Origin of the sequence: Polynucleobacter sp. es-MAR-4, from assembly GCF_018882055.1 — a bacterium.
Taxonomy (GTDB): domain Bacteria; phylum Pseudomonadota; class Gammaproteobacteria; order Burkholderiales; family Burkholderiaceae; genus Polynucleobacter.
Genome location: NZ_JACVPF010000001.1, coordinates 863,058 through 889,759, shown reverse-complemented (window position 1 = coordinate 889,759; position 26,702 = coordinate 863,058). Strand labels below are relative to the sequence as shown.

Annotated in this window: 23 protein-coding genes; 9 read left to right on the top strand and 14 right to left on the bottom strand. The window is 48.2% G+C overall.

The annotated features are described in order from the left end of the window. Positions 1 to 20 precede the first annotated feature (20 nt). The 3 genes from rpmG to radC all read right to left on the bottom strand — a co-directional run bounded on the left by rpmG (position 21) and on the right by radC (position 1,273). Positions 21 to 188, bottom strand: a complete 168-nt coding sequence (rpmG, locus tag ICN16_RS04505; protein ID WP_015421876.1) for a 50S ribosomal protein L33 — start codon at positions 186 to 188, stop codon at positions 21 to 23. An 11-nt stretch (positions 189 to 199) separates the two neighbouring features. Next, on the bottom strand, positions 200 to 433 hold the full coding sequence (gene rpmB, locus ICN16_RS04500; protein WP_011903570.1) for a 50S ribosomal protein L28: 234 nt from the start codon (positions 431 to 433) through the stop codon (positions 200 to 202). A 144-nt stretch (positions 434 to 577) separates the two neighbouring features. Then, positions 578 to 1,273: a DNA repair protein RadC gene (gene radC, locus ICN16_RS04495; RefSeq protein ID WP_370625605.1), complete on the bottom strand. Its 696-nt coding sequence runs from the start codon at positions 1,271 to 1,273 to the stop codon at positions 578 to 580. 30 nt (positions 1,274 to 1,303) lie between these two features. Between radC and ICN16_RS04490 the strand changes: the two genes are divergently transcribed. Both ICN16_RS04490 and ispH read left to right on the top strand, forming a co-directional pair. Further along, positions 1,304 to 1,750 carry a peptidylprolyl isomerase gene (locus ICN16_RS04490; protein ID WP_041484945.1) on the top strand — a complete coding sequence of 149 codons (447 nt, stop codon included), beginning with the start codon at positions 1,304 to 1,306 and terminating at the stop codon, positions 1,748 to 1,750. Between the two features lie 3 nt (positions 1,751 to 1,753). Further along, positions 1,754 to 2,695, top strand: coding sequence for a 4-hydroxy-3-methylbut-2-enyl diphosphate reductase (ispH, locus tag ICN16_RS04485; RefSeq protein WP_216134677.1), 942 nt, complete (start codon positions 1,754 to 1,756; stop codon positions 2,693 to 2,695). A 54-nt stretch (positions 2,696 to 2,749) separates the two neighbouring features. Here ispH and ICN16_RS04480 read toward each other — a convergent pair whose 3' ends face one another. Continuing rightward, positions 2,750 to 3,943 carry an acetylornithine transaminase gene (locus ICN16_RS04480; RefSeq protein ID WP_216134674.1) on the bottom strand — a complete coding sequence of 398 codons (1,194 nt, stop codon included), beginning with the start codon at positions 3,941 to 3,943 and terminating at the stop codon, positions 2,750 to 2,752. A gap of 51 nt (positions 3,944 to 3,994) precedes the next feature. Then, positions 3,995 to 5,035 carry a 2Fe-2S iron-sulfur cluster-binding protein gene (locus ICN16_RS04475; protein ID WP_216134661.1) on the bottom strand — a complete coding sequence of 347 codons (1,041 nt, stop codon included), beginning with the start codon at positions 5,033 to 5,035 and terminating at the stop codon, positions 3,995 to 3,997. Between the two features lie 36 nt (positions 5,036 to 5,071). Between ICN16_RS04475 and ICN16_RS04470 the strand changes: the two genes are divergently transcribed. Next, on the top strand, positions 5,072 to 5,959 hold the full coding sequence (locus tag ICN16_RS04470; RefSeq protein WP_216134659.1) for an SDR family oxidoreductase: 888 nt from the start codon (positions 5,072 to 5,074) through the stop codon (positions 5,957 to 5,959). Here the strand turns inward: ICN16_RS04470 and ICN16_RS04465 are convergent. From ICN16_RS04465 to ICN16_RS04455, 3 genes are all read right to left on the bottom strand, one after another. Further along, positions 5,940 to 7,712, bottom strand: coding sequence for a glutamine--tRNA ligase/YqeY domain fusion protein (locus tag ICN16_RS04465; protein ID WP_216134657.1), 1,773 nt, complete (start codon positions 7,710 to 7,712; stop codon positions 5,940 to 5,942). The two genes, ICN16_RS04470 and ICN16_RS04465, sit on opposite strands and share 20 nt — an antisense overlap. 84 nt (positions 7,713 to 7,796) lie before the next feature. After that, positions 7,797 to 9,299 carry a tripartite tricarboxylate transporter permease gene (locus tag ICN16_RS04460; RefSeq protein WP_216134655.1) on the bottom strand — a complete coding sequence of 501 codons (1,503 nt, stop codon included), beginning with the start codon at positions 9,297 to 9,299 and terminating at the stop codon, positions 7,797 to 7,799. Positions 9,300 to 9,317: 18 nt separating this feature from the next. After that, positions 9,318 to 9,776: a tripartite tricarboxylate transporter TctB family protein gene (locus ICN16_RS04455; RefSeq protein WP_216134653.1), complete on the bottom strand. Its 459-nt coding sequence runs from the start codon at positions 9,774 to 9,776 to the stop codon at positions 9,318 to 9,320. 125 nt (positions 9,777 to 9,901) lie between these two features. Between ICN16_RS04455 and alaS the strand changes: the two genes are divergently transcribed. Together alaS and ICN16_RS04445 are read left to right on the top strand one after the other, a co-directional pair. Next, on the top strand, positions 9,902 to 12,526 hold the full coding sequence (gene alaS, locus ICN16_RS04450; RefSeq protein WP_216134651.1) for an alanine--tRNA ligase: 2,625 nt from the start codon (positions 9,902 to 9,904) through the stop codon (positions 12,524 to 12,526). 8 nt (positions 12,527 to 12,534) lie between these two features. After that, positions 12,535 to 12,762: a sulfurtransferase TusA family protein gene (locus ICN16_RS04445; protein WP_041485182.1), complete on the top strand. Its 228-nt coding sequence runs from the start codon at positions 12,535 to 12,537 to the stop codon at positions 12,760 to 12,762. A gap of 99 nt (positions 12,763 to 12,861) precedes the next feature. Here ICN16_RS04445 and galU read toward each other — a convergent pair whose 3' ends face one another. Next, positions 12,862 to 13,746 (bottom strand): UTP--glucose-1-phosphate uridylyltransferase GalU, encoded by an 885-nt coding sequence (gene galU / locus ICN16_RS04440; RefSeq protein ID WP_216134649.1) that lies wholly within the window; start codon positions 13,744 to 13,746, stop codon positions 12,862 to 12,864. Positions 13,747 to 13,774: 28 nt separating this feature from the next. Then, a complete protein-coding gene (locus tag ICN16_RS04435; protein WP_216134645.1) occupies positions 13,775 to 16,666 on the bottom strand; it encodes a valine--tRNA ligase in 2,892 nt (963 codons plus the stop codon). A 24-nt stretch (positions 16,667 to 16,690) separates the two neighbouring features. Between ICN16_RS04435 and ICN16_RS04430 the strand changes: the two genes are divergently transcribed. Next, positions 16,691 to 19,078, top strand: coding sequence for a UvrD-helicase domain-containing protein (locus ICN16_RS04430; RefSeq protein WP_216134642.1), 2,388 nt, complete (start codon positions 16,691 to 16,693; stop codon positions 19,076 to 19,078). A 21-nt stretch (positions 19,079 to 19,099) separates the two neighbouring features. Here the strand turns inward: ICN16_RS04430 and ICN16_RS04425 are convergent, their stop codons facing one another. From ICN16_RS04425 to ICN16_RS04415, 3 genes are read right to left on the bottom strand one after another with little or no spacing between them, the layout of a single operon-like run. Next, the gene (locus ICN16_RS04425) at positions 19,100 to 19,882 is read right to left on the bottom strand and encodes a BPSS1780 family membrane protein (protein ID WP_216134639.1); all 783 of its coding nucleotides are present in this window, start codon (positions 19,880 to 19,882) and stop codon (positions 19,100 to 19,102) included. Continuing rightward, complete coding sequence (locus tag ICN16_RS04420) at positions 19,879 to 20,856, bottom strand: homoserine kinase (protein WP_216134637.1); 978 nt, start codon at positions 20,854 to 20,856, stop codon at positions 19,879 to 19,881. The genes ICN16_RS04425 and ICN16_RS04420 overlap by 4 nt, the downstream gene beginning before the upstream one ends. Before the next feature lie 9 nt (positions 20,857 to 20,865). Beyond that, positions 20,866 to 21,273 (bottom strand): hypothetical protein, encoded by a 408-nt coding sequence (locus tag ICN16_RS04415; protein WP_255533599.1) that lies wholly within the window; start codon positions 21,271 to 21,273, stop codon positions 20,866 to 20,868. 81 nt (positions 21,274 to 21,354) lie between these two features. Between ICN16_RS04415 and polA the strand changes: the two genes are divergently transcribed. The 3 genes from polA to ICN16_RS04400 are packed head-to-tail and all read left to right on the top strand — an operon-like array spanning position 21,355 to position 25,875. Then, positions 21,355 to 24,183, top strand: coding sequence for a DNA polymerase I (gene polA / locus ICN16_RS04410; protein ID WP_216134635.1), 2,829 nt, complete (start codon positions 21,355 to 21,357; stop codon positions 24,181 to 24,183). Positions 24,184 to 24,199: 16 nt separating this feature from the next. Next, positions 24,200 to 25,096: a dienelactone hydrolase family protein gene (locus ICN16_RS04405; RefSeq protein ID WP_216134632.1), complete on the top strand. Its 897-nt coding sequence runs from the start codon at positions 24,200 to 24,202 to the stop codon at positions 25,094 to 25,096. A 5-nt stretch (positions 25,097 to 25,101) separates the two neighbouring features. Continuing rightward, positions 25,102 to 25,875 (top strand): ZIP family metal transporter, encoded by a 774-nt coding sequence (locus ICN16_RS04400; RefSeq protein WP_216134629.1) that lies wholly within the window; start codon positions 25,102 to 25,104, stop codon positions 25,873 to 25,875. Here ICN16_RS04400 and ICN16_RS04395 read toward each other — a convergent pair. After that, the gene (locus ICN16_RS04395; RefSeq protein WP_216134627.1) at positions 25,872 to 26,702 is read right to left on the bottom strand and encodes a sulfurtransferase; all 831 of its coding nucleotides are present in this window, start codon (positions 26,700 to 26,702) and stop codon (positions 25,872 to 25,874) included. The genes ICN16_RS04400 and ICN16_RS04395 overlap by 4 nt on opposite strands.

Here is a 26,702-nt window from a genome sequence, read left to right as displayed (position 1 = left end):
ATAAATATCGAATCGATGAATTACTTGAGCTTTGTTTCTTTGTAAGCAACGTGCTTGCGAATGGTTGGATCGAATTTCATGATCTCCATTTTCTCAGGCTTTGTACGCTTGTTTTTTGAAGTTGTATAGAAGTGACCAGTACCAGCTGATGACTCTAATTTGATTTTTTCTCTGCCGCCTTTAGCCATTTGTGCGCTCCTTAAATTTCGCCACGTGCACGGAGATCAGACAACACAGCATCAATGCCGTTCTTGTCGATAACGCGCAATCCAGCATTGGTTAAGCGCAAGCTAATCCAACGGTTTTCAGATTCAACCCAGAAACGACGGTTTTGCAAATTCGGCAAAAAGCGACGCTTCGTTTTATTGTTTGCATGGGATACATTGTTGCCAACCATCGGCTTCTTCCCAGTGACTTGGCAAACTTTTGCCATGACATAACTCCATTAATTGCGAAAAAAGAAGATTGTATCAGTCTCCGAGCACTTTGATCTACCCCTAATTGGCTTTAGTTTTAAGGATTTAGGCGACTTACGGTCAATACTGGTCAAAAATATCCAATAAGTTAGTGATTACTTCTAATTTAGATCATTCTTCATAAGGCCTGCATCTGAAAATGAGAAAAAACCGCTCTCACTCACAATACAGTGATCGAGCAGTGGAATATCCACTAGCTGCAAGGTTTTGGCTAGCATCTTGGTTAATTCCTGATCGGCAACACTGGGCAGTGGGTTTCCGCTAGGGTGGTTATGAGCCACGATGAGGGCGCTGGCGTTCCTGGCAAGGGCTTCCTTGAGGATTTCTCGGGGGTAGACGGCAGTGTGGGTTAGGGAGCCCCTAAAGAGCTCCTGGCACTCAATTAGGTGCAGACGGGAGTCAAGGTACAGGCAAAGAAAGACTTCATGCGGTAAGCGCCCAAATCTGGCCTGTAAGAACTCTCGGACATAGCCTGGAGAGGAGAAAACGGAGTCCTGGGAGAGGGTTTCCTCGAGACTGCGCTTGACGAGCTCATAGGCAGCCTGAATTTGTGACCATTTAGAAATACCCATGCCGTGAATCTGGGTTAATTCTTCTGGGGTACAGGAGAGTAGACGGGGCAAATTACCGAAATGATGGAGAAGGTCCTCGGCCAAGGCCACGGCAGTTTTGCCTTTGACGCCAACGCGTAAAAAGATCGCCAGTAGCTCGGCATCACTCAGGGCTGCTGCTCCAAGAGCGCGCAGTTTCTCGCGTGGCTGCTCCATTTTTGGCCAATCGGTAATGGGTAAGTGCACGCTAGGGTTGGGCCTAGATACAATTACCTTATGACTAAGCTTACGGTTTTGCCCAATTCCTTCCTGACCCTCAACTATCGGCTGACCTTGCCTAGCGGGGACGATTACATCAATACTTTTATCGATCGTCCTGCGACGGTGTTGATGGGTTCGGGTCAATTTGCGCCTTGTTTTGAAAAGGTATTAATCGGATTGGCTGTTGGTGAAAAGAAAAGTGCCTTGTTGCCGCCCGAAGAAAGTTTTGGCGAGCGTAAGGAAGAATTGATTCAGTGGGTTTCTTTGGGCGCGCTGAAGGAAGGTCGCGATGATGATGTGGAATTTAATCCTGGCGACGTGATTGAATTTAATGCGCCTGGTGGCGCGCAATATGCTGGTGTATTGCAATCGATTAACGAAGAGGGTGCATGGTTTGATTTCAATCACCCGCTGGCTGGAAGGCCTGTTACTTTCGAAGCTGAAATCGTTGCGATTCTGTAACTCATGAGCAATCAAGACCAAGCAGAAATTTTGATGGCGCAACCCCGTGGCTTTTGTGCGGGCGTAGATCGTGCAATCAATATTGTCAATGAAGCGCTGACACGTTTTGGCGCACCAATTTATGTACGTCATGAAATTGTTCACAACGCTTATGTTGTGAATGGACTCCGTGAAAAAGGTGCAGTGTTTGTCGATGAATTGCATGAAGTTCCTAAGGGCGGCATTGTGGTGTTTAGTGCCCATGGTGTTTCTCAAGAGGTTCGTCAAGATGCAGAGGCGCGTGGCCTGCAGGTATACGACGCTACCTGCCCTTTGGTTACCAAGGTTCATCTTGAGGTAGTCAAGATGTGTAAGGATGGTTTCACTGTCTTGATGATTGGTCATGCGGGCCACCCGGAGGTCGAGGGTACGATGGGGCAGGTAAAAGAGGGTGTTCATCTGATTGAAAAAGTAGCTGATGTTGCTAATCTGCCTTTTGCTGAGAATGAAAAAATTGCCTTTGTAACGCAGACCACACTCTCCGTAGATGAGACAAAAGAAATCGTCGATGCCTTAACCCAAAAATTCCCAAATATTGTTCAGCCACGCAAGCAAGATATTTGTTACGCCACTCAAAACCGCCAAGATGCTGTGAAATTTATGGCGCCTCAGGTTGAGGTGGTTATTGTGGTGGGTAGCAAGGCAAGCTCGAACTCGAATCGCTTGCGTGAATTAGCTGAAAAGCTTGGGGTACCGGCTTACATGGTTGATGCACCTGAACAACTTCAAGCTGATTGGTTTGTAGGCAAGAAGCGAGTGGGGCTTACTGCGGGCGCATCAGCCCCTGAAAGTCTCGCGCTCGCGATTGTGGAAAAGATTCAAGAATTCGGCCCGCGTAGTATTCGTAATCTAGACGGTGTTGTCGAAGACGTTACATTCTCGTTACCAAAGAATTTAGTCGATTAACTTAAAAGATAAAAGGGGCGCTAGGCCCCTTTACTACATTCCATCTAGATGCTTTTAGGCAACCTGCTTTAGTAACTCTCTCAAGATGTTGCACATCTGGCGGATTTCATCATCAGATACATTCAGTGCTGGCATAAAGCGCAGGAGATTGGGTCTTGGTGAGTTGATCAACAATCCTTCTGGGCCTCTATCGCGAGCAAGTTCAACTAACTTGGCGCCAATATCACTGCTCAGCATAAGGGCGCGCAATAAGCCTTCACCACGTTCACCATTCAGATTAAATTCTGCAGAGATAGAGAGCAGCTCTTTGCTCAGCAACTCCCCTTTTGACCGGACTGCATCCAAGAAGCCTGGTGCCAATAACTGCTCGATCACACTAATGCCTACTGCGGTCATGAGTGGGTTGCCGTTATAGGTTCCACCTTGGTCACCAGGGACAAAACAAGCGACAGCATCAGTAGCCATGAGCGCTGCCAAAGGAACGCCACCACCAATGCCTTTACCTAGGGTCATGATGTCTGGTTCGATGTCGTAATGTTGATAGGCGAAGAGTTTCCCAGTGCGACCACAGCCTGCTTGCACTTCATCCACAATCAACAAAATATTGTTTTCTTTGGTGAACTTACGCAGGCCTTGCATAAATTCTTTAGTGACAGGGATTACGCCACCTTCACCTTGCACTGGCTCAAGCATTACTGCAACCGTTTTATCGGTCACCAGTTTTTTAACGGATTCCAAATCATTTAAATCCGCCTTTGGAAAACCTGGAACTTGTGGAGCAAACATCGTGTCCCAACCTGGCTTACCAGATGCGCTCATCGTCGCTAAGGTGCGACCATGAAAGCTGTGATCAAAAGTAATGATTTCAAAGGCGCCTGATTTATTCAGCTGACCCCATTTACGAGCTAGCTTAATAGCGCCTTCATTTGCTTCAGCGCCGCTATTCGCAAAAAACACTTTATTGAAACAGCTGTTATCAGTCAGTAGATTCGATAAGCGAATCATCGGCTCGTTATAAAAAGCCGGACTCGGATTAATGAGTTTCTTAGCTTGCGCATTGAGCGCTTCAATCATGCCGGGATTGCTATGGCCCAAGCAATTTACTGCCCAACCCTGTAAAAAGTCCAAGTAACGCTTGCCATTGTTATCAGTAAGCCATGAGCCTTTACCCTCGACCATGACTAACTCTGGGCGTGGGGTAATAAACATCACTGAATGGGCATCTACAGATTGGGCTAGCTTATTCATATCGTATGCAAAGTGAGAGCAAATGAGGTTTCTATTATCGCGCTTAGTGGCTTAGTTTGTTGCGAGATCAGCCGCGCTGGTAAAGGAGTCTGCAAAGAATTCGTCTTCAGGCAGCTTGCACTGAGATGCAAAGTCCTGACGGGCTGCATTGACCATGACGGGTGCGCCACAGGCATAGACCTGGTAATGACTCATATCAGGATGGTCAGCGATTACAGCTTGATGGACAAAGCCTGTGCGTCCAGTCCATTGATCCTCTGGGAGGGCATCAGAAATAACCGGGATGAAATTGAAGTCAGGAATGACTTTGGCCCATGACTGGCATAGCTCATTGAGGTAGAGATCGCTCGGGCGACGACCACCCCAATACAGGTGAATCGGGCGATGAATCTTTTTGAGCTGCATTTGCTCAACGATAGACTTGATTGGTGCAAAACCAGTGCCTGCAGCAACAAAGATGATGGGCTTCTTGGAGTCTTCCCTGAGGAAGAAGCTACCCAGGGGTCCTTCAAAACGCAGAATATCTTTTTCTTTTAATGCAGGATCCTTTGCGCCAAAAACAAAATCGGTAAAGAGTCCGCCTGGTAAGTGACGAATATGTAGCTCGAGAGGACCTTCTTGATCGGGGGCATTGGCAATGGAATAAGCACGACGTTGCCCATCTTTGAGTAGGAACTCTAAATATTGCCCAGCCAAAAATTGAAAGCGCTCAGCAGCCGGTAATTGCAATTTCAGGATCGCCACATCGGCACTCGGTTTTGTAATGCTGTTCACGCGACAGGGAACCTTGCGGACAGCAATATCGCCAGCGCCTTGAACTTCGCGTGCTTCAATGAGGAGGTCTGATTTAGGGTGGGCGCAGCAAAACAAGGTGCCCCCAGCGGCTTCATCAGCAGGGCTTAAGGCGGCGGCACTATGCTGGCCATGCTCTACCTGACCCTCTAGTACCTTGCCCTTGCAAGAACCGCAGGCACCGTTTTTACAGCCATAGGGAAGGGTGATGCCCTGTTGTAGCGCTGCTTCAAGTAGGGTTTCATCCTTCTGGACAGTAAATTGTTTGCCGCTCGCCTTGAGCGTGACTTGGTAAGACACTCTCATTCCTTTCAATAAATCGTTACGATGTGACCTATGCAATCTTTTGGTAAATCTCGAATCCTGATCGTCGGCTGCGGCGACATTGGCCTGCGTGTTGCCAAGCAGCTTGCCCGAAGTCATCGCGTATATGCCCTAACTTCCCAGAAAGCACGTTTTCAGGAGTTGAGAGCGGTTGGCGCGATTCCGATTTTGGGGGATCTGGATAAGCCCGATAGCTTGTGGCGCTTAAGTGGATTGGCACAAACCGTAATCCACTTGGCACCACCCCAAAATGCAGGTCATCGTGATTGCCGAACTCGCAACCTCTTACGAATTTTATCCCAAGGCTCCGATACTGTTGGGCGCTTGATTTATGTGAGCACTACCGGTGTTTATGGGGATCATGGGGGCGCTAGGGTGAGTGAAGTGACGCCCGTGAATCCCCAAAGCGAGCGCGCCAAGCGACGGGTAGGTGCAGAAAATTGTCTGCGTCTTTGGGCTCCAGCGCATGGAGTTGTTCTCACCATTCTGCGAGTACCAGGGATTTATGCTGCTGATAGATTGCCGGTTGAGCGGATTCAGGCGGGCACACCAGCCTTAATTGCTAACGAGGATGCCTACTCAAATCATATTCAGAGTGATGACTTGGCAAGACTGGTTTGTGCTGCCGTTTATCACGGTAAGCCACAGCGTGTCATTAACGCCTGTGATGGTGGTGAAACCAAGATGGGTGATTACTTTGATGAAGTAGCTGATGCATTTGGTTTGGAGCGACCACCAAGATTGCCGTCTGAGCAGTTGGAGAAAATTGTATCCCCGATGCTGTGGTCTTTTATGCGGGAGTCACGCCGCGTCACGAATACTCGACTACCCGAACTAAAAACTCCACTACGCTATCCCAGCGTCGCAGAGTTTCTGAAAACTATTTCCAAGAATCCTTAAGTCCGACCGTACGATTAAATACCGGCTGACCAGGTTTGGAGTCGCTCTGGTCTGCAACAAAGTAGCCATGACGCTCAAACTGAAAACGATCTTCTGCTTTAGCATCTTTCATGCAAGGCTCTAAGTACGCAGTAATCGTTTGCTTAGAGTTTGGATTGATGGCATCAAGGAAATTCTTATCACCACTATCTGGATGCGGGTCATTAAACAAGTGGTCATAAAGACGTACTTGTGCTGGGATGGCTTCAGCCGCGCTTACCCAATGAATGTTGCCTTTGACCTTGTAGTTATTTGATCCGGGAGTGCCGCTCTTACTATCGGGGAAATGAGTTGCATTCACCTGAATTACGTTGCCTTTGGCATCCATTTCAAACCCAGTGCACTCGATCACAAAGCCATGACGCAAGCGCACACGTCCACCAGGCTGATCACCGATTGGCGGATAGAGCCTGAAGAATCCCTTAATGGGCTCCTTCATAAAGTCATCTTCTTCGATCCACAATTCTTTTGTGAAATGAAACTCGCGATTACCCCACTCAGGATGTTGTGGATGGCGCGGGGCTGAACAAGGCTCGCTAGCTGAAGCATCAAAGTTTTCAATCACGAGCTTGAGCGGCTTAAGGACTGCTGTTGCCCGTGGGGCCTTGGCTTCTAGATCATCCCGCAGGGCTTGGTCTAAGGTGCTCATATCAATCCAGCTATCTGCTTTAGAAACGCCAATGCGTTCACAGAACAAGCGAATACTGTCTGGTGTGTAACCTCTGCGGCGGATGCCGACGATGGTTGGCATCCGAGGATCATCCCAGCCATCAACATGCTTTTCTTCCACCAATTGCAGTAGCTTGCGTTTGCTGGTGATGGTGTAAGTGAGGTTAAGGCGGGCGAATTCATACTGATGCGGAACGGGATTTTTGAAGATCCCCAGCTCTGCTAATGAGGCTACGATCCAGTCGTAGAGTGGGCGATTATTTTCAAACTCCAATGTGCAGATGGAGTGTGAAACATTTTCCAATGCATCCGAAATGCAATGTGTGAAATCATATAAAGGATAGATGCACCACTTGCTACCAGTGCGATGGTGATCGGTGTGGCGAATACGATAGACCACAGGATCGCGCATCACAATATTTGGATGAGCCATATCGATCTTCAGGCGCAGAACATGTTCACCGTCTTTAAATTTTCCATCACGCATCTCGCGAAATAAAGCCAGATTCTCATCGGGCGTGCGATCGCGGTATGGACTATTTTTTCCAACTTGGCCAAAGTTGCCGCGATTGGTATGAATGTCGTCAGCACTTTGACTATCCACATACGCTTTGCCATTCTGAATCAGAATTTCCGCAAACTCATAGAGTTGGTCAAAGTAATCACTCGCGTGATACAGGTGTGTGCCCCAATCGAATCCCAACCATTTAACGGCATCCAAAATACTGTCTGCGTACTCAACATCTTCTTTAACCGGATTGGTGTCATCCAGGCGCATATTGCAACGTGCACCACCCGCTTGATTGTTGTAATCAGCGGCTAAGCCAAAGTTCAAGCAGATACTTTTGGCGTGACCAATATGGAGGTAGCCATTGGGCTCTGGTGGAAAACGCGTGATGATAGAGGGGACAGCTTGACCATTGCGATCGCTGCGGTTCTGGTAGGCGCCACTCGCCAAGTCATGATCAATGATCTGGCGCAAAAAGTTAGAGGGCTCAGCAACGGTGCCAGCAGGCGATTTGGAGGGTTTGCTATCTTGGGACATGCGCCCATTGTAGAGAAAACCCCAGTCTATAAAGAAAAAAGCCCGCAAACTGCTGCGGGCTCGTTTCTGGGAAGCAGTCGAGAATTACTCTTCTACGAAAGCCTCTTCACGGGTTTTCTTAACCGCGGGCAGAGCCACAATTACCACCAAGAGTGCTGCTGCAATGAGTAGACCTAAAGACAGTGGACGGGTAAAGAAGGTGGTGAAATCACCGCGAGATAGCAATAGCGCGCGACGGAAGTTCTCTTCCATCATTGGCCCCAGTACAAAACCTAGGAGCAATGGAGGAGGTTCGCAACCCAGTTTGAAGAAAAGGTAACCGATCAGGCCAAAAATTGCGGTTACATAAACATCAAATACGGTGTTGTTCACTGTGTATACGCCGATACAGCAAAATACCAAAATCGCTGGATACATGAGGCGATAAGGGATTTTGAGTAGCTTTACCCAAATACCAATGAGTGGCAGATTCAATAGAATCAACATCACGTTACCAATCCACATGGAGGCGATCAGACCCCAGAACAAGGCTGGGTTGCTGGTCATTACCTGTGGACCTGGTTGAATGTTGTGAATGGTCATTGCGCCAACCATCAATGCCATCACGGCATTTGGTGGAATGCCCAAAGTGAGCAATGGAATGAAGGAAGTTTGAGCTGCAGCATTGTTAGCCGCTTCTGGACCTGCTACACCTTCAATTGCACCCTTACCAAACTCATGACTGTACTTGGAGGATTTCTTCTCTACTGAGTAAGCACCGAAAGCTGCCAAAGCAGCGCCACCACCTGGCAGGATGCCAAGAATGGATCCAATAGTGGTGCCGCGTAGGATAGATGGAATCATGCGCTTCAAATCTTGCTTGGTAGGCATCATGGAGGTAACTTTGTTGAGGAAGCCCTCTTCATCGTCTTTCTTCTCCAAATTACCCATGATTTCAGCAAAGCCGAATACACCCATTGCCACGCTGACAAAGCCAATACCATCACTCAGCTCAGGGATATCAAATGCATAGCGAGATACACCAGAGTTCACGTCGGTACCAATCAAGCCCATCAAGAGGCCGAGGATGATCATGCCGATCGCCTTGATCAAAGAGCCTGATGCAAGTACAACAGCACCAATCAAGCCCAAGACCATCAGAGAGAAGTACTCTGCTGGACCAAACTTAAAGGCAAGTTGAGACAGTGGGGCAGCAAATGCAGCCAATACGAGGGTCGCTACGCAACCAGCAAAGAAAGAGCCCATGCCGGCAGTAAACAAGGCAACGCCGCCACGACCATTTTTGGCCATTTGGTAACCGTCAATTGCCGTCACCACCGAGGACGTTTCCCCTGGGATGTTGAGCAAAATCGCAGTTGTGGATCCTCCGTACTGTGATCCGTAGTAAATACCTGCCAACATGATTAAAGCTGCAATTGGGGGCAATGCGTAGGTTGCTGGGAGGAGCATGGCAATCGTTGCCACAGGTCCCAAGCCTGGGAGTACGCCAATCAGCGTGCCCAATAGGCAGCCGAGGAAGCAGTACATCAAATTTTGAAGGGTGAACGCGGTATCAAAGCCGAGAGCGAGATTATTAAATAATTCCATTTTTCTGTTTCCCGGTAGTTATTGAATGAAGAAAGGCAGTACTGGGAAAGTTAGCTTGAGGCCAACGATAAATACCAGGTATGTAAAGCCAATTAAAACGACTGAATTCAGCGTTGCTGCTTTCCAGCTAAATTCTCTGCTGGCTGTTGAGGCTACGAAAACTAGGGTAAAAATCGCCACTAGAACGCCCATAGTTGGCAAAAGAATGCCAAATAGACAAATAGAGCCGGTAATGATTGAAATCACCTTCCAGTTGAATGGAGGTATTTTGTCTATAGTTGCTTTGGCGCCTAGAGACTTCACTAGGATTAAGAGTCCCAAGAGGGTCATGAGGATGCCTAAGCAGAATGGGAAGTAACCGGGGCCCATTTTGGCTGCAGTGCCCATTGGGTACTGTGTAGCTACTAGCGTAAAGAATAGGCCAATAACCATGTACATGATTCCAGCACCAAAATCCCTTTGATTGCGAATTTTCAAGTTCAGCTCCTTATATATCGACTTAAATGCCGATCTATTTATTAATGTTACGGGATTGTAAGGCAGGATTAGGGAGCTTTGCCTAGGGTTTGCCCCCGACTAGTGCCAATGCGATAATTATTCGCATGAAAGTCTCCCAAATCCGCCAGGCGTACCTGGACTACTTCGCCCAAAAAGGCCACCAAATTGTCCCTTCCAGCCCAGTTGTGCCGGGTGACGATCCAACCCTGCTCTTTACTAATGCCGGGATGAATCAGTTCAAGGACGTCTTTTTGGGCTTTGATAAGCGTCCTTATAACCGCGCAACCACCGCTCAAAAATGTATTCGTGCCGGGGGCAAACATAATGACCTAGATAACGTTGGCTATACAGCCCGTCATCACACCTTCTTTGAAATGCTGGGCAACTTCTCCTTTGGGGACTACTTTAAGAAAGATGCAATCCAGTTTGCGTGGGGTTTATTGACTGAAGTCTTTAAGCTCCCAGAAGAAAAGCTGCTCGTTACGGTGTACGCAGAAGACGACGAGGCGTACGAGATTTGGAATAAGCAAATTGGTGTGCCTGCTGAGCGGATTATTCGCATCGGCGATAACAAGGGCGCGCGTTATGCCTCAGATAACTTCTGGATGATGGGTGACACAGGCCCATGCGGTCCTTGTACTGAAATCTTCTACGACCATGGTCCTCACATTGCTGGTGGTCCTCCAGGAAGTCCTGATGAAGATGGCGATCGCTATATTGAGATCTGGAACAACGTATTTATGCAGTTCAATCGCGATGAAGCGGGCAATATGCATCCATTGCCTAAGCCTAGCGTGGATACCGGTATGGGTCTTGAGCGTATCGCTGCTGTCTTGCAGCATGTGCACTCCAACTACGAAATCGATCTCTTTGTTAATTTGCTGAAGGCAGCTAAAGAAGCTGTTGACGCAGCTGGTGGGGAAAATTACGATCCAGCCAGCCCATCACTTAAGGTGATTGCTGACCATATTAGAGCCTGTAGTTTTATCGTAGTAGATGGCGTGATTCCAGGTAATGCGGGTCGCGGCTATGTGCTTCGTCGTATTACACGCCGTGCGATTCGTCATGGCTACAAACTCGGTGCGCGTAAACCATTCTTCTATCAACTTGTTCCTGCTCTCGTAAAAGAGATGGGCCTAGCTTATCCAGAGTTGCAGGCAGCAAAAGACAAGGTGAGTGATGTGATTAAGCAGGAGGAAGAGCGTTTCTTCCAGACAATCGCTAACGGTATGGAAATTTTGGAAGGCGCGCTTGCTGGTGGGGCTAAGACGGTTGATGGTGAAACCGCTTTCCGCTTACACGATACCTTTGGCTTCCCATTGGATTTGACTGCAGACGTTTGCCGTGAGCGCGATGTCACGGTTGACGCTGAAGGTTTTGATTTGGCTATGCAAAAGCAGCGCGATCAAGCAAGGGCTGCTGGTAAGTTCAAAGTGGCCCAAGGTTTGGAATACTCCGGCAAGCCAACTCAGTTTCATGGCTATGACACCTTGAAACATGAAGGCGCCAAAGTAACCGCACTTTATGTTGACGGCTCTGCTGTGCAATCTATCAAAGCTGGCGATGCCGCAGTGATCGTTTTAGATAACACCCCTTTCTACGCTGAGTCTGGTGGACAGGTTGGCGATAAGGGTGAGTTACGTAATGAAGCGGTGCGTTTTGCAGTTGAAGATACCTTCAAGATTCAGGCTGATGTTTTTGGTCATCAAGGTGAAGTGCAAGAAGGCGAGCTCAAGGTGGGTGATGCAGTCAACGCTTTGGTGGACATTGAGCAAAGAACTGAAACGATGCGTAACCATAGTGCTACGCATATTTTGCATAAAGCATTGCGCGAGGTATTAGGCGACCATGTGCAGCAAAAGGGATCTTTGGTTGATGCTAGCAAAACCCGTTTTGACTTTACTCACAATGCACCCATTACTGCAGCAGAGATCCGTCGAATAGAAGATATTGTGAATGCGGAGATCTTGGCTAACACTGCGACTTCCGGAAAAGTAATGTCTTTAGATGATGCTCAAAAGACTGGTGCGATGATGCTCTTTGGTGAGAAGTATGGCGACGAGGTGCGCGTTCTAGAAATCGGTAGCTCTAAAGAGTTATGTGGTGGAACCCACGTTGGACGTACAGGTGATATCGGTAGCTTGAAGATTGTTTCTGAAAGTGGTGTAGCTGCTGGCATCCGTCGAGTTGAAGCAGTCACCGGCAGAAATGCCTTGAATTTCCTGCAAGGCTTGGAAGACAAAATTAATGAAGCTGCAACGATTCTGAAAACCCACCCCGGTGATCTAGTAAATCGTGTTGCGCAGCTCCAAGAAAGCCTGCGTCAAGCCGAGCGTGAGTTGGATAAAGTGAATTCCAAACTTGCTGCAAGCCAGGGCGATGAATTAGCGACACAAGCAATCGATGTCAATGGCCTTAAGGTATTGGCAGCACGCTTGGATGGTGCTGATGCGCAAGTCCTCCGCGAGACCATGGATGCACTCAAGGCGAAGCTGAAAACAGCGGCAATTGTGTTGGCTTCTGTCCAGGGCGATAAAGTCAGTTTGATCGCTGGCGTGACTGCAGATTCGATTGCCAAAGTAAAGGCAGGCGACTTGGTGAATTTTGTGGCTCAGCAAGTGGGTGGTAAGGGCGGTGGTAAACCAGAGATGGCGATGGCTGGCGGTACCGATCCGAGCAAGCTGGGCGCGGCTTTGGCTGGCGTGAAAGATTGGGTGGCTTCTAAGTGAGCGATGCCATCGAATTTAACCTCGAGGTTGATGCCATTGGCATGAACTGCCCACTTCCTATTTTGCGTACCAAGAAAGCTTTAGCCACAATGCAGTCTGGCGAAGTGCTCAAAGTGAAGGCAACGGATTCTGGTGCGGCCCATGACTTTCCTGCATTCGCAAAGCAGACTGGAAATGAACTCTTGTCCAGCACAACTGAGGGTGATGTATTGGTTTTCTTCCTTAAGAGAAGATAACGAGTACTAAGCGCTGAACAATTCCAGCATAAAACAAAAAAGGCAGAGAGTGATTTCTGCCTTTTTTGTTTTCCTCTTGCGAGGTGTAGGTTGTTAGCCTCAGGTTAAAGAGCGACTCTTCAGGTAAGCCGCAAACTCAGTTTTGACCTCTGGATGACGTAAAGCAAACTCTACTGAGGCCTTGAGGTAACCCAGCTTGCTTCCGCAGTCATAACGAACGCCATCGTATTCATAAGCAAATACCGACTCTTCCTTAAGCAAAGAGGCAATCGCATCAGTCAGCTGAATTTCGCCACCGGCACCCGGCTTAAGATTGCGAATGTGGTTAAAAATATCGGACGACAGAACATAGCGACCAACTACCGCTAAGTTAGATGGCGCGTCTTTGGGTTGCGGCTTCTCCACAATTCCATTTAAACGATAGATCCCTTTAGATACTTCCGCTCCGGAAATAATGCCGTAGGAACTGCTTTTTGAAGGGTCAATTTTTTCTACCGCCAAGACTGAACCATTTTGCTCATCAAACACTTTAAGCATCTGCTTGAGTACTGGAGGCTGACCGTCTAGCAGGTCATCCGCAAGGATGATGGCGAAGGGTTCGTCACGAACAAGTTTTTCTGCGCACAAGACAGCATGACCTAAGCCAAGCGCCTCAGGTTGACGAACATAAACACAATCCACATGGCTTGGCTTCACGCTGCGCACGATCTCAAGTAGAGCCTGCTTATTTTTTGCTTCGAGTTCAGCCTCTAATTCATAAGCTTTATCAAAGTGATCTTCGATGGCGCGTTTGCTGCGACCGGTAACAAAGATCATTTCAGTGATACCGGCAGCAATTGCTTCCTCAACCGCATACTGAATGAGGGGCTTATCCACCACATTGAGCATCTCTTTTGGGCTAGCCTTGGTGGCCGGCAAAAAGCGTGTGCCGAGGCCTGCAACAGGGAATACAGCTTTGGTAACGGCTTTAGTGCTTAAAGGCATGGCGATTCCTATCAGTTTTAACGCTGCTTTATTTCAGTCGCTCTAATTGTGCAACAAGCTTCTCATGGTTTTGCTCAAAGCCAGCAAGACGCTGCTTCTCTTGGGCGACTACCTCTTCTGGGGCGCGAGCTACGAAGCTTTCGTTACCAAGCTTGCTGCGGGCTTTACTAATTTCATTGGCTAGGCGCTCAATTTCTTTGCCTAGACGAATTCTTTCAGCTGCGACGTCCACTTCAATTTTGAGTAATAACTTGAGATTGCCAACTAAGGCCATTGGTGCGCCTGGAGCATCCTTTTCAAGGGCGGATTCATCATCGTAGATTTTGACTTCGGATAGTTTGGCTAATGCAGTCAAGTAAGGGCTCGCCTGTTTCAGGAAGTCCTGTGGCCCACTAATCCAAAGAGGCACTTTGAGTGCAGGGGAGACTTGCATCTCGCCACGCAAATTACGACAAGCATCCACAATCGATTTAATCTGGGTCACCCAAGCTTCGCTCTGCTCATCAATCTTATCGAGCTGAGCAACAGGGTAGGGCTGCAGAGCAATGGTTTGTTTATCTTGCTTGGCCAACTCCTTACCAACCTTAGGCCCAACAGTTTGCCAGAGGGTTTCAGTAATGAATGGAATTAGTGGATGAGCCATGCGCAAGATAGTTTCCAAAACGCGCAGAAGGGTGCGGCGAGTAGCGCGTTGCTGCGCGGGGGTACCGGTTTGCAGTTGAACCTTGGCTAGCTCCAAATACCAATCGCAATACTCATCCCAAACAAACTGATAAATACTGGTAGCAATATTATCGAAGCGATAGTTTTGGAAACCCTTGGCAACATCAGCCTCGGTTCTTTGCAGCAGAGAAACAATCCATCGGTCTGCTGGCGAGAAGTCTAGTTGCCCTTCTGGACCACATTGGTTGTCACAAGGAGCAAAACCGTTTTCTTGATCATTGCCAGGGCAGTTCATCAGCACGAAGCGTGTAGCGTTCCAGAGCTTATTGCAGAAGTTGCGATAACCCTCACAGCGCTTCTGGTCAAAGTTAATGTTGCGACCCAGCGATGCAAGCGAGGCAAAAGTAAAGCGTAGAGCATCCGTGCCAAACGCCGGAATACCTTCCGGAAATTCTTTCTTAGTTTTCTTGCCAATGCTTTCAGCTTGCTTAGGATTCATCAAGCCGGTGGTGCGCTTAGCAACTAAGTCTTCAATCTTGATGCCATCAATGAGATCGATTGGATCCAAAGTATTTCCTTTGGACTTGCTCATCTTCTGACCTTCCGCATCACGTACTAAGCCGTGTACATAAACGGTATTGAATGGCACCTTGCCTGTGAAATGGCAAGTCATCATCACCATTCTGGCTACCCAGAAGAAGATGATGTCAAAGCCAGTTACCAGTACCGAGGATGGCAGGAAGTGGTTGAGGGCGGGCGTTTCTTCTGGCCAACCTAAAGAGCTAAAAGGCACTAGAGCAGAGCTAAACCAAGTGTCTAAAACATCAGGGTCGCGGTTGAGTTGACCTTTGTATCCGGCAGCAGCAGCTTTAGCTGTGGCTTCTTCTTCAGAGCGAGCGACAAAGATCTGCCCATCATCACCGTACCAGGCGGGGATTTGATGGCCCCACCAGAGTTGGCGCGAGATACACCAGTCTTGAATGTTCTCTAGCCACTGTGTGTAAGTGCTAATCCAGTTTTCTGGAACGAGCTTGATATCGCCTTTGGTAACGGCATCTAATGCGGCGCCAGCAATGGATGAGCCTGGTTGATATTTGTTATCAGGGCTTGGCTTTGAGACTGCAACAAACCATTGGTCGGTGAGCATGGGCTCAATAATGGTTTGAGTACGATCGCCACGTGGCACCATCAATTTATGTGGCTGCACTTTTTCTAGTAATCCAGCTGTATCTAAATCGGCAACGATTTGTTTGCGTGCAGCAAAACGCTCAAGACCTTGATAGACAGCAGGCGCATTTTCATTAATCTTGGCATCGAGTGTCAAAATATTAATGAGTGGCAATTGGTGGCGTTGTCCGACGGCATAGTCGTTGAAGTCATGCGCAGGCGTCACTTTCACTACGCCAGTACCAAAAGCTAAATCAACATAATCATCTGCAATGATTGGAATTTCGCGATCGCACAGCGGCAGCTTTACTGACTTGCCAATCAGGTGTTTGTAGCGCTCGTCCTCTGGGTTGACCATGACGGCCACGTCACCCAATAAGGTCTCCGGGCGAGTGGTGGCAACGGTCAGGTGTCCGGAGCCATCTGACAATGGATAGCGGATGTGCCACATGGAGCCGTCTTCTTCTTCGCTCACTACTTCTAGATCGGAGACTGCAGTTCCCAAAACAGGATCCCAGTTCACTAAACGTTTGCCGCGGTAAATTAATCCTTGCTCATGCAAGCGAACAAATACTTCGACAACCGCTTTGGACATCTTGCTGTCCATCGTGAAATATTCTTTACCCCAATCAATTGACGCACCTAAGCGACGAATTTGACGAGTAATCGTATTGCCGGAAGTTTCTTTCCACTCCCACACTTTTTCTAAGAATTTCTCACGACCTAAATCGTGACGAGAAACTTTTTGTGCATCGAGTTGACGCTCAACAACGATTTGCGTTGCAATACCAGCGTGATCGGTACCCGGAACCCATAAGGTATTTTTTCCAGACATACGAGCATGACGCACTAAGCCATCCATGATGGTTTGATTGAATGCGTGACCCATATGAAGGGTGCCTGTCACATTTGGTGGCGGCAATTGAATCGAGAAATCTCCCTTACCCTCATCCAGGGAAGCGTCGGCAATGCCTCGGCGTTCCCATTCCGGGCCCCAATAAGCTTCAATTGGGGCGGGTTCGTAGGATTTAGCTAGTTCGTCTAAGGAACTGGCCGCTGGTGAATTAGGGGTATTCGAAGCATTTGGCATAAGAGGCAAATTATAATTGGGGCGATGTACTCAGACTTGCTCGCAAACCTTAATCCAGAACAACGCGAGGCAGTGACCCTCCCGCCTGTCAATTCAAATGGCCAGGCCCAGTCAGCCCTGATTTTGGCTGGTGCAGGCAGTGGAAAAACCCGCGTCCTCACGACCCGTATAGCCTGGTTGATCCAAACGGGCCAGGTTTCGCCTATTGGCGTCCTCGCCGTGACCTTCACCAATAAGGCCGCCAAGGAGATGATGTTGCGCTTAAGCGCCATGTTGCCCATTAATACTCGGGGTATGTGGATCGGTACTTTCCACGGTCTTTGTAACCGCTTACTGCGTGCCCATTACAAAGAAGCAGGTTTACCATCGACTTTCCAGATTCTGGACACCCAAGATCAGCTTTCTGCCATTAAGCGTCTTTTGAAGGGCTTAAAGGTTGATGATGAGAAATATCCTGCTAAGCAGTTGCAATACTTTATTGCGCATGCCAAAGAGCGAGGTCAGCGCGCCAAAGAATTATCCGTAGGGGATGATTTTCAGGCCAAGATGGCTCAGTTGTATGAAGCTTACGATGAGCAATGCCAACGCGAAGGCGTAGTCGACTTTGCTGAACTTTTATTACGTAGCTATGAATTGCTTAAACACAACGAAGCGATTCGCACGCACTATCAAGAGCGCTTCCGTCATATCTTGATTGATGAGTTCCAAGATACCAACGCCTTGCAATACGCCTGGCTCAAATTACTTTCTGGCCATGATGCTAGTCGCGTGAATGTCAGCGGCATGGGAAGTAGTGCAGTCTTTGCTGTGGGTGATGATGATCAAAGTATTTATGCTTTCCGTGGTGCAGACGTAGAAAACATGCGCCTTTATGAAAAGCAATATCACCCAATGATGGTCAAGCTTGAGCAGAACTACCGTTCGCACGGCCATATCTTGGATACAGCTAACTATCTGATTTCCAACAACACGGATCGTTTAGGAAAAAACCTGCGCACCGATGCAGGTCATGGCGAGCCAGTCCGCATATATGATGCGCCAAGTGATCATGCTGAAGCCGCTTGGCTTGTAGATGAGATCAAGGCTTTAGTAAACAGTGGCATCAAGCGTACTGAAATTGCCCTGCTCTATCGCAGCAATGCTCAGTCACGCATCATCGAGCACGCCTTATTTTCTGCGGCAATTCCGTATCGTGTATATGGTGGACTGCGCTTCTTTGAGCGCGCCGAGATTAAACACGCTTTGGCTTACCTCCGTCTTTTAGAAAATCCAAACGATGACACTTCCTTCTCACGCGTAGTAAACTTTCCGACGCGCGGTATTGGAGCAAGATCGATTGAAGCTGTGCAAGATGCGGCCCGTGCGCAAAACAGTTCTTTGTATTTGGCTGCATCAACATTGGATGGTAAGGCGGGCGCAGCATTAGGTGGTTTTGTGCGTTTGGTTGATCACATGCGTGAAGCCACTCGCCATAACACCTTGCCCGAGACGGTGGAGTTTGTGATTCAACATAGTGGCTTGATTCAGCACTACCTTTCAGAGCGTGAAGGTCAAGATCGTGTAGAAAACTTACAAGAACTCATTAATGCCGCAACTGCATTTATTGCGGAAGAGGGTTATGGCCAAGATGCTACTGCAGCCACGCTACCGGGTGAGAATGCGCCTGGCGTAGTAGAGGTCTCGCCACTAGCAGCCTTTCTCTCTCATGCCTCACTTGAGGCCGGCGATAACCAGGCCCAGGCAGGTCAAGACGCTGTGCAGCTGATGACAGTGCACTCTGCTAAAGGTTTGGAGTTCACCTCTGTATTCATTACGGGCTTAGAGGAGGGTCTGTTCCCTCATGAGAACAGCATCAACGAACAGAATGGTTTGGAAGAAGAGCGACGCTTAATGTATGTCGCGATTACTCGCGCCAAGGAGCGCCTCTACCTCTCTCACACCCAGTCACGGATGCTGCACGGTCAAGTGCGCTACAACATGCCATCTCGCTTCTTAGAAGAATTGCCATCTGATTCATTAAAGTGGCTCACACCAAAAGTGAAGGATGCACGCTGGGGTAGCGCTACCGGTGGAAACAGTGGTCGTTCAGGATCAACTTGGCAAGATGGCTACACGCGTCAGCGCGAGTTTGGATCTAATGACTTCTTTGATTCCGGCAATGAGCGTGAGCGACCTGCAAGACAAATCGGGCGTGTTGGCTCTGCGTCTACGTCAGTAACCAGGATGGCTTCACCTCCGCGAGGTAATTACCCGTTTACGATTGGGCAGAATGTTTTCCACACCAAGTTTGGTGAGGGGCGCGTGACCGGCTTAGAGGGGAATGACGCTGATGCGCGCGCTCAGGTGAACTTCAAGCGCCATGGTGTCAAATGGCTACAGCTCAGTATTGCTAAGCTTGCTGCGATAGACTGATTGGGTAATTTAAATAAGAGGCTAAGCAATCAAAGTTGCTGATTCTTTTTCAGCAAAGCAGGCTTTCCAAGTGGCAAAGAAAGAGCAGTGCATAACAGTGAGTCCTGCCATAGAAATCGGGGCGATGATAAATGATGCTGCTTGGCCTAAATCCACAGCATCAAGGATGGAGCCAATCGTTAGGGGAATGGCAATTAAGATTGCACCCCAAATCGCAATATACAAAAAGAAGGCGCCACGATTTGCCCAGCAAGCAATAGCGCTAGAAAAGAGTGCCTGCGCTACTGACATATCAGCCCAGGCAACGAGTACTGGAGAGAACCACATCAGCATTGCTACCGGCACATAAAGCAGGCCGCCAAAAAATAGAATGAGATAAATCTGACGCACTACCTCTGGAGTAATGGGTTTGTCGTTCGTCATGAGTGGGATAAGCAACTCAAAATCCACCAACATACTTAAGATACAGCTGAGAGCCAGAATAAGCGCGGCATAGATCAAGCCCAATTGAAGAATGCGTTTACGAATTAAGGGAGTCGATTGGAGAGCAATCACATACACCGATGGACGAATGCGTTCTTTTTGGATTGCTTGCCGACAGGCAGTCATAAAGCCGACAGATAAAGTGGGTGTTAATAGCAGGACCGCAAAGACGCCGATGACGGGAACTAGAACGGCTAGCTGCGCCACAAATACATACATGAATACCAGCATCAAAAAGCCCAAAGGATTTTGCTTGAACAGCCAAATGCCTTGACGTATCCAGGTGTAGCCTTCTTTTGGGGCGACGGAGTTTAGTTTCATATTGCTTTGCGGCTTAAGAGAATGTTTTCGAAATGACGAGGGTCGTGCGGCGTGAGCATTTGAGCGTCACGTGGCAAGTAAAAATCCCACAGGCGTGAAATCCAGAAACGCAGGGCTGCTGCACGAATCATCAGGGGCCAGCTTGCTTGTTCTTCGCTGGTCAGGGGGCGAACACGCTGATATGCGTCCATCAATGCCTTGAAGCGAGAAGGATCTAAATCTTGCTTATTATCTGCAAGGCACCAATCATTCGCAGTGACCGCTAGGTCAAATAACCATTTATCCGTTCCGGCGAAATAAAAGTCGAAGAAGCCGCCGAGCTGATCTTGAGAGCTATCGCTTGCACCCTGAGGGTCGAACAACACATTATCTCGAAATAGATCGCAATGACTTGCACCTTGTGGCAATGAAGCATAGTCTGCGGAGCTAAAGAATTTCTCCTGAGTACTCAGTTCGCTAGTGAGCAATTCTTTTTGTGCATCACTTAAATGCGATAAGACTTGCGGTACTGTTTTTTTCCACCAAGAAAGACTCCGAAGATTTTCTTGGGTGCGCTGAAAGTCCGTGCTGGCTAAATGCATCTTGGCTAAATTCTCACCTACCAAGGCGCAATGCCTTGCTTCGGGAGCGAGTCGGGAAAGCCCTGGAAGCTTGCTGACAATGGCTGCAGGCTTGCCTTTGAGGACAAATAGAATCTGACCCTGTTTGTTTTCAAGTGGCTTAGGCACTGGAATGCCCTTGTTAGCCAAGTGACGCATCAACTCCAAGTAGTAAGGAAGTTGCTCTGCCGACAGTCTTTCAAAAATAGTCAGAACATATTCTTGTTTCTTGCCGTCTTTCTCTGTATCGAGAAAGAAATTGGAGTTCTCGATACCACCATGAATGCCGCGAATATCGACGGCTTCTCCAATATCAAAATCGGCCGCAATCCAATCAGAGATATCGCTTAATTCAACAGGTGTGAAGACGGCCATGACTAAAGATTAAAAAGGAATGCTGATACTCGGTACGCTGATGAGATCAGTTTCTTTTGGAACGCCAGGCATTACAGTTGCTGGGGGTGCCATTTCATAGCTGGTATAGCGCGTCTTTACGTCCACCTGAGTGGGTGCATTTGTATCTTTGTATTCGGTAATTTCAGTACCAGTAGCCTCTTTGTGCTGAAAGCTGGGTTTACGACCTTCAGGCGCATTGGTTGATTGAGATGCGCTGACTGCAGGTGCGAGGGGCTGGTTATTAATGCGCTGCAACTCAGATGGGCTTAGCGCTTGAGAATTGTTCTGGGCATGCGCTGAATTCAGTCCAAAAGAGGCAAAAGCCACTAAAAAGCTTGTTAGAACAAGGGTTTGGCTCAAGGAAGAGTGGAGTAAGTTAGTTAGAGCATGCATCATTTTTCACCTTTTTAGGCCTCTTTTCAGGGGGATTTGAACCTGATCTGTAGGCAGTTAGCAACTAGATTGTACGATTGCGGTATGACTAAACATAGACTCTTGTTGGTAGACGGTTCTAGCTACCTCTATCGCGCCTTTCATGCCATGCCAGACCTCAGAAATGGTGCTGGTGACCCAACCGGGGCAATCTATGGGATGGTCAACATGATGCGCCGAGCTCGCTCGGAACTCAAGGCCGATCATATTGCCTGTGTTTTTGACGCCAAAGGCAAGACTTTCCGAGATGAAATGTACTCTGAGTACAAGGCTCATCGCTCTCCCATGCCTGAAGACTTAGTTAAACAGATTGAACCTATACATGCCATGGTGAAGGCTCTAGGTTGGCCGGTTCTGATGGTTTCTGGGGTTGAAGCGGATGATGTGATCGGCACCCTGGCTTGTCAAGCAACTCAGGCTGGTTGGGAGACGATTATTTCTACTGGCGACAAAGATTTGGCCCAGTTAGTGAATTCTTCCGTCACTCTGATTAATACGATGACCGATGAGAAATTGGATATCGATGGCGTCATTGCTAAATTCGGAGTGCCTCCAGAGCGCATCGTAGATTACCTGTCGATCATCGGAGACACTGTTGACAACGTGCCAGGTGTTCCGAAGGCGGGGCCTAAAACAGCTAATAAATGGTTGGCTGAGTTTGGTGACCTAGACAACTTGATGGCGAATGCTGATCAAGTAAAAGGTGTGGTTGGGGAGAATCTGCGCAATAGTTTGCAATGGCTTCCGCAAGCGCGCCAACTCATTACCGTCAAAACCGATTGCGATTTATCTCCGCACCTTCCAGGTTTGGATGACCTTCATGCGAAACCAGAGGATGCGCCACTCTTACGCGAATTATTTGAGCGTTATGCATTTAAGACTTGGCTGCGCGATGTAGAGAAGCAGTTGGGTGGAGCGGCCTCTGAATCTGTCAGCAGCCTTGATTTGGCTGGAAGCCCCATTAAAAATGCTGTCGAAGAAAATGCCAAAGTTGCGACTAAGAAATTTGGCCCCACCGCTACGGAAGCGACAACCGCCTTATCGCAAGAAACGACGGATCTGCAAGCTGGAATTGCTAAGCACTATGAATGTGTTCTTGATGAAGTAGCCTTAGACCGCTGGATTAAAAAAATTGAAGGTGCACAGCTGACGGCTGTGGATACTGAGACTACTAGCCTAGATGCGCTCGCTGCAGAGCTTGTCGGCATCTCGCTTTGCGTCACCCCTGGAGAGGCTTGCTATATACCTGTGGCTCATCGTAACGGTGAGATACAGCTCAGTCGCGAATTAGTTTTGGCACGCATGAAGCCCTGGCTAGAAAGTACTACTCATCTCAAGGTTGGTCAAAACCTGAAGTACGACAGCCATATTTTTGCGAACTACGACATTACTTTGCAGGGTGTTGCCTTTGACACCATGCTGGAGTCTTACGTGCTTGAATCGCACATGCCGCACAACATGGATAACCTTGCTGAGCGTCATCTCGGTATGAAAACCATCAAGTATGAAGAGGTATGCGGTAAAGGTGTGCATCAGATTGGCTTTGATCAAGTTGATCTCAAGATCGCTACAGACTACGCGGCGGAAGACGCCGACATTACCCTGCGCTTGCATCAAGTGCTATGGCCGCAAATCCAGGCAAGCTCAGGTCTCCTATACGTTTATGAAAATATCGAGATGCCAGCGATGCGCGTCCTTGGCATCATGGAGCGTAATGGGATTCGGATTGATTCAGTGCTACTGTCCCAGCAGGGTCAAGAGGTAGGTAAACGCCTGCTTGCCTTAGAGGGTGAGATTCATAAGCTGGCTGGACAACCCTTCAACATTCAATCTCCTAAGCAGATCGCAGAAATTTTGTTTGGGCAGTTGGAGCTGCCGGTGATTAAAAAGACGCCATCGGGTGCACCATCAACGGATGAAGAAGTTTTGCAAAAACTGGCTGAAGACTATCCTTTGCCAGCACGTATTTTGGATTACCGCAGTCTCGCTAAATTGATGTCAACCTATATTGAGAAGCTGCCACGTATGGCTGACCCTAAGACGGGGCGCGTCCACACCAGTTTTTCTCAAGCGACTGCAGTGACAGGCCGCTTGGCTTCTAGCGATCCAAACTTACAAAATATTCCAGTGCGTACAGAAGAGGGTCGTCGAATTCGAGAGGCATTTATTCCGGCCGAAGGCTGCAAACTTCTATCTGCTGACTATTCTCAAATTGAATTGCGCATCATGGCGCATATCGCCGAAGATGAAAATCTACTAGCCGCATTTGCTGCCGGCAAAGATGTGCACCAGGCTACAGCTGCTGAGATTTTTGGCGTGCCACTGGAGAGCGTTAATTCAGAGCAGCGTCGTTATGCCAAGGTCATCAACTTTGGTTTGATTTATGGCATGAGTGCTTTCGGACTGGCGGGCAATTTGGGTATTGAGCGCTCAGCAGCCCAAAACTACATCGCTAAGTATTTTGATCGCTACCCCGGAGTTGCTCAATACATGGAGCGTACTCGCTTAGAAGCGAGAGAAAATGGCTATGTCGAGACAGTCTTTGGTAGGCGTCTATGGTTGCCTGAGATTAAGGGCTCGAATGGCCCTCGTCGCCAAGGTGCGGAGCGGGCTGCGATTAATGCCCCAATGCAAGGAACGGCTGCCGACCTGATTAAATTGGCCATGGTGGCCGTTGAGAATTGGCTGGAAAAGGAACAGCTGAAGACCCGTATGTTGCTCCAGGTGCATGATGAATTGGTATTTGACGTACCCTTGGATGAATTGGAGCTCTTACAGGCAAAGCTGCCTGATTTAATGTGTAAGGTGGCTGAGCTGAAGGTTCCTTTGGTGGTAGGCATTGGGATTGGTGATAATTGGGAAGAGGCGCACTAAATGAGGAGACTAAAAAATGACAACTAAAAAAGATCAAGATTCAAAAATGGTGTCTAGCGATAGAAGGGGCTTCATCAAAGCTTCCGCTATTACTGCAACTTCAATTGGGGTTGGGTTTGTAGCGGCTTCAGAGCCTGTAATGGCGCAAGCAATCGAAACCGATTTCACGGGCATTAAAGCTGGTGAGCAAATGATTTCAGTAGGCAGCTTCCAGATGCCTGCTTATGTTTCTCGCCCAGATAAGGCTAAAGGTAATTTGCCTATCGTGATTGTTGCTAGCGAAATTTTTGGGGTGCATGAATATATTGCTGACGTTACGAGACGTTTTGCAAAATTGGGTTACCTGGCTATTGCTCCAGAATTCTTTATTCGTGCGGGTGATCCCAATACTTATGGCACTACCGCGGAAATCATGAGCAATATTGTTGCTAAGACTCCGGATTCTCAAGTCTTAAATGATTTACAGGCGGCCATTCAATGGGCTGGCAAAAATGGCGGAGATGTGAAAAAAGTTGGCGTTACTGGTTTCTGTTGGGGCGGCCGCATTACTTGGCTATCCGCTACGCTCCCACAAGTGCGTGCAGGCGTTGCTTGGTATGGTCGCTTGGTTGGTGAAAAAACTGAAGGTAACCCTCGCCATCCAGTCGATATTGCTGCTGACCTGAAGGCCCCAGTATTGGGTTTATATGGTGGGGCGGATGCTGGCATCTCATTAGAAACAGTTGAGCAGATGCGCCAAGCGCTTGCAAAAGCTGCACCAAAAAATCCAGCAGCCAAAGCCTCGCGTTTTGAAATTTATCCAGATGCACCTCACGGTTTTCATGCGGACTATCGTGCTCTATATCGTGAGGGACCTGCTAAAGATGGCTGGGAAAAATGCATTGCCTGGTTTAAACAAAACGGGGTTGCCTAATTTTCATGTCAGTACTACAAAGCATCTTGTTGGTAACAACGCTAGCCGGAACCGTTAGCGTTCTTGTTGCTGCGAGCTTTTCTTTGTCCTTGCTGTCGAAGATGGTTCACAGCATGGTCAGTGTGTCGGTTGGTATTTTGCTGGCCACTGCCCTGCTGCACTCACTTCCTGAGGCATTTACGATGCCGGGCGTCAATCCTCAGTTGCTATTCGCAACCTTGCTGGCGGGACTCTTGGGTTTTTTCTTGCTTGAGAAAATTGCTTTACTGCGCCACAGCCATCACCATGAAGGAGATGGTCATGGTCACCATCACGGCCATGATGCAGAAGTGGCTGGTCGCAGTGGCTGGATGATTTTAGTCGGCGATGGATTGCATAACTTTGTTGACGGTGTTTTGATTGCTGCTGCATTTATGGCTGATTATCAAGTTGGCATCTTTACTGCGATTGCCATCATTGCTCATGAAATTCCACAGGAGATTGGCGATTTCATTGTCCTACTGAATGCTGGGTTCACTCGAACCCGTGCATTAATGTACAACCTCATTTGCGGCTTATCTGCTGTGGTGGGTGGGGTATTGGCCTATTTCTTCTTGGAGAGAGCAAATGCGGCAATGCCTTATTTGCTCGTGATTGCTGCAAGTAGTTTTATTTACATTGCAGTGAGTGACCTCATTCCACAAATGCATCGTCGTCCACATTGGGCCGAGTCTTTACGTCAAACGATTTTGATTGCTTGTGGTGTTGGTTTTGTAATCTTGCTCTCGCTACTGCATTAAAGCGCAACCGGTCTACTTGGGTCGGCACACCATTCACTCCAGCTGCCTGCATACAGACGTGAGCCTTTGAGGCCGGCGATTTCCATGGCCAATAAGTTATGGCAGGCTGTCACTCCTGAGCCGCATTGATGGATTACTTCAGAAGCTTTAGTTGAGCCCAAGAGGCCTACAAAGTCTTTGAAAAGTTGTTCTGGGGCCTTAAAACTTTTTCTGGATAGGTTTTCTCTGAAGCAATAATTGATCGCGTTGGGGATATGTCCGCCAACCGGATCTAAGGTTTCATTTTGTCCATGGAATCGGTCATTGGCGCGAGCGTCAACAATGACATTCAGTTTGGCCTGGAGGTTGTGAACAACCTCCTCTACTGTCACTAAGCCAACATAAGGCATTGCGGGTACTGGTGTTGTTGTTGGTTTTGCTTCACGTGGCATTGTGCCAATCGGGCCATTCCAAGCATCGAGACCACCATCTAAAATTTGCACATTGGCATGACCCGTGGCTTTGAGCATCCACCATAAACGACTGGCATATACAGAGCCTTGATTATCGTAAGCAACTACCAAGGTATTTGAATCAATACCTAAGCGTGATTTAGTTTGTGCCCAAGCCTCTGGAGTAGGAAGTGGGTGACGACCATTCTTGCCTGTCTTTTCACCGGATAAATCGTGATCAAGGTCGACATAGAGTGCGCCTGGAATGTGACCCTCGAGATAAGACTTTTTGCCAGCTAGGGGGTCGACTAAATCAAAGCGGCAATCGCAGAGTAAAACATTCTCGCCACTATTAAGGATTTCTTCTAACTGATTTGCAGTGATAAGAGGTGTCAT

Excerpts from the sequence above, each read along its gene's own strand:
- ispH (WP_216134677.1), top strand. The coding sequence starts at position 1,754 with ATGAGCAATCAAGACCAAGCAGAAATTTTGATGGCGCAACCCCGTGGC.
- alaS (WP_216134651.1), top strand. The coding sequence starts at position 9,902 with ATGAAAGTCTCCCAAATCCGCCAGGCGTACCTGGACTACTTCGCCCAA.
- ICN16_RS04460 (WP_216134655.1), bottom strand. The coding sequence starts at position 9,299 with ATGGAATTATTTAATAATCTCGCTCTCGGCTTTGATACCGCGTTCACC.
- ICN16_RS04425 (WP_216134639.1), bottom strand. The coding sequence starts at position 19,882 with ATGAAACTAAACTCCGTCGCCCCAAAAGAAGGCTACACCTGGATACGT.
- galU (WP_216134649.1), bottom strand. The coding sequence starts at position 13,746 with ATGCCTTTAAGCACTAAAGCCGTTACCAAAGCTGTATTCCCTGTTGCA.
- ICN16_RS04470 (WP_216134659.1), top strand. The coding sequence starts at position 5,072 with ATGCAATCTTTTGGTAAATCTCGAATCCTGATCGTCGGCTGCGGCGAC.
- ICN16_RS04480 (WP_216134674.1), bottom strand. The coding sequence starts at position 3,943 with ATGAATAAGCTAGCCCAATCTGTAGATGCCCATTCAGTGATGTTTATT.
- ICN16_RS04430 (WP_216134642.1), top strand. The coding sequence starts at position 16,691 with ATGTACTCAGACTTGCTCGCAAACCTTAATCCAGAACAACGCGAGGCA.
- rpmG (WP_015421876.1), bottom strand. The coding sequence starts at position 188 with ATGGCTAAAGGCGGCAGAGAAAAAATCAAATTAGAGTCATCAGCTGGT.
- polA (WP_216134635.1), top strand. The coding sequence starts at position 21,355 with ATGACTAAACATAGACTCTTGTTGGTAGACGGTTCTAGCTACCTCTAT.
- ICN16_RS04415 (WP_255533599.1), bottom strand. The coding sequence starts at position 21,273 with ATGATGCATGCTCTAACTAACTTACTCCACTCTTCCTTGAGCCAAACC.
- ICN16_RS04490 (WP_041484945.1), top strand. The coding sequence starts at position 1,304 with ATGACTAAGCTTACGGTTTTGCCCAATTCCTTCCTGACCCTCAACTAT.
- ICN16_RS04435 (WP_216134645.1), bottom strand. The coding sequence starts at position 16,666 with ATGCCAAATGCTTCGAATACCCCTAATTCACCAGCGGCCAGTTCCTTA.
- ICN16_RS04405 (WP_216134632.1), top strand. The coding sequence starts at position 24,200 with ATGACAACTAAAAAAGATCAAGATTCAAAAATGGTGTCTAGCGATAGA.
- rpmB (WP_011903570.1), bottom strand. The coding sequence starts at position 433 with ATGGCAAAAGTTTGCCAAGTCACTGGGAAGAAGCCGATGGTTGGCAAC.
- ICN16_RS04420 (WP_216134637.1), bottom strand. The coding sequence starts at position 20,856 with ATGGCCGTCTTCACACCTGTTGAATTAAGCGATATCTCTGATTGGATT.
- ICN16_RS04465 (WP_216134657.1), bottom strand. The coding sequence starts at position 7,712 with ATGTCCCAAGATAGCAAACCCTCCAAATCGCCTGCTGGCACCGTTGCT.
- ICN16_RS04400 (WP_216134629.1), top strand. The coding sequence starts at position 25,102 with ATGTCAGTACTACAAAGCATCTTGTTGGTAACAACGCTAGCCGGAACC.
- ICN16_RS04395 (WP_216134627.1), bottom strand. The coding sequence starts at position 26,702 with ATGACACCTCTTATCACTGCAAATCAGTTAGAAGAAATCCTTAATAGT.